The following is an 817-nucleotide window of genomic DNA, read 5'->3' as shown; positions in this document are numbered from 1 at the left end:
GTACTGCTTGCCACCATCATCAGCCTGATCCTGGTCGCCTTCGGCAACGTCTTTACCGTGGTCGCCCCCTTTATCTCCGGCGATATCTCCACCGGTGTCTGGACAATCATTGGCCCGCTGCTGTTCGTGGTGATCGCCATGCGATTCAAGATCAAGCAGGAAGATGCCCACTAACCGGCAGGCAATGCTCCATGCCAATCGGGACCGTTCTGGTCCCGATTTTTTTAGCGCTGGCTTCCGCTCACCATCACGGCCAGCCCATAGTTTCAATGCAAAAAAAAGACTCCATGGAGACCTCTTTTACGCTCTCCTCGCCGTCAGAGCGCGCTCAACGCCGTAAATTATCAATATCAAGGTGAGAATGATTGTGAAGCGCCAGTTCACGACATATAACTTAGCGAGATATCCCTGTATTTCGTCCGGTAGAGCTGATCATGATGATGCGTTCCCTTCTTCCCCTGTTGCTTGGCGCAGTAATGCTGCCGGCCACTATGGACAGTGCCCATGCCAACCCCTTTGCCGCCAGCAGCAAGAGCAGCAGCGGCTTTCTCGAGCGACGGGATGTGCCCAACCTCAGCTCGGCTGCCTTCGTGGTGGCCAACCACAGAACCGGCGAGGTGATCTCCGAGCGCAACGGCAACCGGGTAATGCCCATCGCCTCACTCACCAAGCTGATGACGGCGCTGGTGGTGCTGGATGCCAACCTGCGCCTCAACGAAATGCTCACCGTGACCAATGCCGACATCGACCGCATCAAGGGAACCGGTTCACGACTGGCCATCGGCTCCAGGCTCAGCCGCGCCGAAATGCTCCATAT

At 56.7% G+C, this 817-nt stretch carries 1 protein-coding gene; it reads left to right on the top strand.

The features are described 5' to 3' along the window. Positions 1 to 476 precede the first annotated feature (476 nt). Positions 477 to 817 (top strand): serine hydrolase (locus tag RA21_RS21890; RefSeq protein WP_241483547.1); only part of this gene is annotated, 341 nt, incomplete at its 3' end.

Origin of the sequence: Leisingera sp. ANG-DT (genome assembly GCF_000813785.1) — a bacterium.
In the GTDB taxonomy this organism is placed as follows: domain Bacteria; phylum Pseudomonadota; class Alphaproteobacteria; order Rhodobacterales; family Rhodobacteraceae; genus Leisingera.
Note: the sequence above shows the minus strand (reverse complement) of the source record. Positions and strands in the feature narration are given on the sequence as shown.